General features: G+C 60.7%; 3 protein-coding genes and 1 pseudogene. 3 read left to right on the top strand and 1 reads right to left on the bottom strand.

What is annotated here, in order from left to right:
• Positions 1–729: pseudogene (locus tag IRZ24_RS17530) on the top strand (hypothetical protein); the annotation flags it as partial.
• A gap of 150 nt (positions 730–879) precedes the next feature.
• Here IRZ24_RS17530 and IRZ24_RS17535 read toward each other — a convergent pair.
• Positions 880–1,395: a hypothetical protein gene (locus IRZ24_RS17535; protein ID WP_297167079.1), complete on the bottom strand. Its 516-nt coding sequence runs from the start codon at positions 1,393–1,395 to the stop codon at positions 880–882.
• 569 nt (positions 1,396–1,964) lie between these two features.
• Between IRZ24_RS17535 and IRZ24_RS17540 the strand changes: the two genes are divergently transcribed.
• Positions 1,965–2,993 (top strand): ROK family protein, encoded by a 1,029-nt coding sequence (locus IRZ24_RS17540; RefSeq protein WP_297167082.1) that lies wholly within the window; start codon positions 1,965–1,967, stop codon positions 2,991–2,993.
• 5 nt (positions 2,994–2,998) lie between these two features.
• The coding region (locus IRZ24_RS17545; protein ID WP_297167085.1) for a protein kinase at positions 2,999–4,117 on the top strand (1,119 nt) is incomplete at its 3' end.

The following is a 4,117-nucleotide window of genomic DNA, read 5'->3' on the forward strand; positions in this document are numbered from 1 at the left end:
ATTTTTCGTCGGCTGCGTCTGTTTTGTTTAAGAGACAGATCTAATGCAGGGACCGGAGCGACCCAGGGAAGCCAGGGCCAGGGGTCGACATCACCCAGCGGCACAGCGACCACCTCGTCAACCGAGCCGACGCCTTCGCCAACCACGCAGCCAGCCCCTGGAACCACTCTCTGCCAGGCTGATGCGACCCAAGGCTGGAAGGGCTGGTCCGGCTCTGCCGATTGGAAAGTTTTCAACGGTCAGCTACTGAACGACGGTACAAACGACGACGCATCCCTGCAGCCGACGATCGGGGCCCCCTGCTCGCTCGACGGCGTCGCCAACTATGCAGTAGAAGCCACCATTCAAATCATCTCCTCGAATGACACCGACAACGATGGCTTTGGCATCACGGTACGCGGCGACCCCACGCAGGATCCCTGGCGTGGCTATATCGCAGCTATCACCTATAGAGAGTTCGAAACCAACCCCTACCAGGCGATCATCGCCGCCAACAGCTATTCTTCACTGAGCACCAGCGGTCAGATCCTGGCTACAGTCCCGTTCAACCCTGGGAACCGCAGTCACATCTACCGTGTCGAAGTCAAAGATAACAGCCTTAGGCTCTTGATCGACGGCGGCCAGGCATTGGCAGTCACAGATAATCGCTATCTTACAACCACACAGGTGGGTCTCTCCTGCTTCGGCTTTCAGCTCATCGTCACAAGCTTTAAGGTGATCAGCCTATAAAAAGCCGCTGCTGCCGAGCCGCAGCGTCAGACCCGTGCGGCGACAGATCAAGCGGGAGCAGCACTTCTATTCTACCCAGCAAGAGACCGGCTGGAGCCAGTGGGGGAGCAACCGCCAGAGTCTACGGGCGCTGCCTGACTGCCATAGGCATCACTCATGGACTCTGGCGCTCTCCCATCGGCAGTCATCAGGCTTTAGTTGTTGTACAAGAGCAGCCAGTCCGTCCAAATCATCGACATCATCGCGATAGACTACCCAGACGCGGACTGGCTGGCTACTCGCCTTGCTCCCCTCGGCGGTAGCTGGGCGGCGGTAGAGCGTCAGACTAATGCGCGTTCCATTGGGGAAGAACTCCTCTTTGACGCGCGCCAGCTCCTCCCAACGCAGAGCTACCACCTCGCCATGTTGGTCGCGCTTCACAATCTCCTCCGCGCTGACCGTAATGGTAAAGGGCCGCGGGGCAATAATCCACAGATAATAGATAAAGCCAGCAATAAAGAGCAAGGCCGCGATGGTGCTGCCAATCGCAGACAGGCCCTCGCGCAGGGCAATGAGCAGCACCGCCAAAGTGATGGCAAACAAGGCTACCGCCGTCACCAAGCGTTTCATTGGGCTGAGGCCCCGCCCCACAAAGGTGCGCGGCTCAGCGAGCGCAGATGAGACCATCGCACTCCCTCGCAGATCATCAAATAGTGCAGCCCGATCGTCTACAAGCAGGCCACCCCCTGCTTGCACTTGACCAGAACGACTCTTCACTCTGCATCCAATTGTAGCGGTCAGCCTTTTTCCCCTGCAAGCCAGCAAGAGGACAGAAGCCAGAGTACGGCCAATCGAGTGGGCCGATGCGAGCAAGCTGAGGTAAGACAGCCATCCTAACGTACTTTGCGTGAGGCATTTCTTATGATATACTGAAGCCGCTGTCTCGTTCATCTAGAGAGCACTGCCTGTAACAAGGGAGCAATCAGGATTCCTGGAATGGCCCATCCCCCGCTGGCGGGCAGGGCGAGGCAGCGCCAGGGCGTGAGTAGGGAAGCACTGCAAGCAAGCCAAGAAAGGAAGCGAGCAGAGCAGCAGCGCGGGCAAGCTGCCCAGGAAGGCCAGCGCCGACAGAGCCGGCTCTCTCCGAGGAGCAGTTAGCTGGCGGATCTTCTCGCTGCGGCCTTAGGCTGTTCTGTTGCTCTCCCTTCTCCTGCCACACCGGCAGCACCAGGCAAGCCCGCAAGAGGAGACAGAGCGTGTCTATACAAGGCAGCAGCCAGGCGCCAAGATCAACCGGTAAGCTGCTGGCGACTCAGGGCTATGTAGTAGGGATTGAGATCAGCGGCAGCGGCACACGCCAATCGGTGGCGCTGGCCGACCTGGATGGCAACATTCTCTATCAGCTACGCCGCCCACTGGAGTATATTCCCGATACGACAACCTTGCTCCAGTTGCTGGAGGCCATGCTAACGGAGGTGTTGGCCCCCGAACGCCTGCGCGGTGGGCGTGTGCTACGCGTGGGCGTTGCCGTGGGCGGGCCGGTTGACGCCTCACAGGGGATTGTACGGACGCTTTACCACGCGCGTGGCTGGGATAACTTTCCCCTGCAGGATTACCTGGCTGAGCGCCTGAATGTGCCCTGTATCATCGACAATAACGCGAACGCCGCCGCGCTGGCCGAAGTGCTCTACGGAGCCGGCATCGGGGAGCGCGTGGCCCTCTACGTGGGACTGGGGCGCGGCATTGGTGGCGGCCTGATCGTGAATGGCCGCATCTATCACGGTGTCACCTCGACCGCAGGCGAGATTGGCCACCTGCTGGTGATGCACAATGGACCGAAATGCTCATGTGGCGGCTATGGCCACCTCGAGGCCATCGCTTCTGCTCAGGCCATCGTTCGCACGATGATCGGGCGCGCTGTCGAACATCCAGAGACGCTGGCAGCTATTCACCGCCTCACCGACGGACGCGCCGAGCGCATCACGGTAGGACAGGTCTTCGAGTTGGCTGCCGAGGGCGACGAAGTGGCTCGTTGCTTGATCGACGAGGTGCTGACTTACCTAGCCTTCGCTCTGGCCAATATCGTTCATCTTGTCAATCCCGGTATGATCATCTTAGGCGGGTCGGTCGCGCTCGTAGGGGAACCCCTGATCGCTCCCCTGCGCGAGCGCCTGCGCACGCTCTGTCTGCCCGCGGCTAGCCAGCATCTGCGCATCGTTCAGGGCAAGCTGGGCCCCCAGGCAAGCCTTGTCGGGGCGGTGACGCTGGCTCTCCAGGATCTGTAATCGCTTTGATTGATAAAGAGGCATCGATTGTGGAAACAGGCCGGGTCATTTGCAGGCGTTACCTGCTGCGACGCGTGATTAAGCAGGGACCTTTTTGCACCGTCTATCAGGGCCTGGACCAGGTACTGCAGCGCCCTGTCGCTGTGAAGGCGGTGCCCCCGTCGCAGGTGTCTGTCTACCGCACCGCCTTGCGCATGACAGCTCAGTTTTCCCACCCGCATATCGTGGGCCTCTACGATATCGTCGGCGAGGGCGATCAGCTCTATGTGGTGCAGGAATATGTCGAGGGCGAGGATTTCACAGCGCTGCTTCAGCGCCAGCTCTCCCCTCTTGAGGTGATTGAACTTGGCTGCCAGCTTTGTCAGGCCTTGGTCTACGCTGCAAGCGGCACACGCCGCGTCTGCCACGGCGACCTCACGCCCTCTGCGATTCTACGCGATCGACAGGGCTTCCTGCGCGTCAATAATTTCGCTCTGCCCAGCGATGTCGCCTATTTTAGCGCCTGGAGCGTAGTCGGTGCCGCCGGTATCGTTCTCTCCGATCAGGAATTGCCTTGGGGCCAGGCGAGTGAAGGCCGCCTCGATGACGATACCCGCGCCGCCGGCCTCCTGCTCTACCAGTTGCTGGCGGGACGCTCCGCCGGCGCGACGAGTGTTGAACCACCACCCGACGGTCGCCTGCGCTTTCTGCGCACTGCCCCCCCAGAGCTATGCGACCTCATCGCTCGCGCTGTCATGCGTGATCATCCCCAGCATATCAATAGACCCGAAGCTCTCTATATGGAGCTGAAGGCGCTGGAAGAGTCCCTCGAAGCTGCCGTCCCTGTCTCAGTGGCTGTAGCAACGCCGGCAGTGGAGGAAGGCGCTGTCGCTCGCCCCTTCACTCCTGCGCCCTTGCTGCCAGAAACGGAAGGCCAGCCCCTTCCCTCACTTCCTAGCGGCGAAGGTGGACGCCGTCTCTCTTCGTTTGCTTCTGCCACGCCATCCGCCAGCGCCGGCCTCCATCCAGGCTCCGCTCTGGAACTCTCACCGGCATCGCCTACCCTAGCCGATAGCTCGCTGACGGTGCCGCCCGCCCAACCACAGCCCCCTCTCTACCCCTATGCCGGCCTTCCACCCTCAGCC

This window comes from Thermogemmatispora sp. (assembly GCF_019683755.1).
GTDB lineage: Bacteria > Chloroflexota > Ktedonobacteria > Ktedonobacterales > Ktedonobacteraceae > Thermogemmatispora.

Bases quoted from the DNA above. Each gene is read 5' to 3' on its own strand.
- IRZ24_RS17535 (WP_297167079.1), bottom strand. From the start codon at position 1,395: ATGGTCTCATCTGCGCTCGCTGAGCCGCGCACCTTTGTGGGGCGGGGC.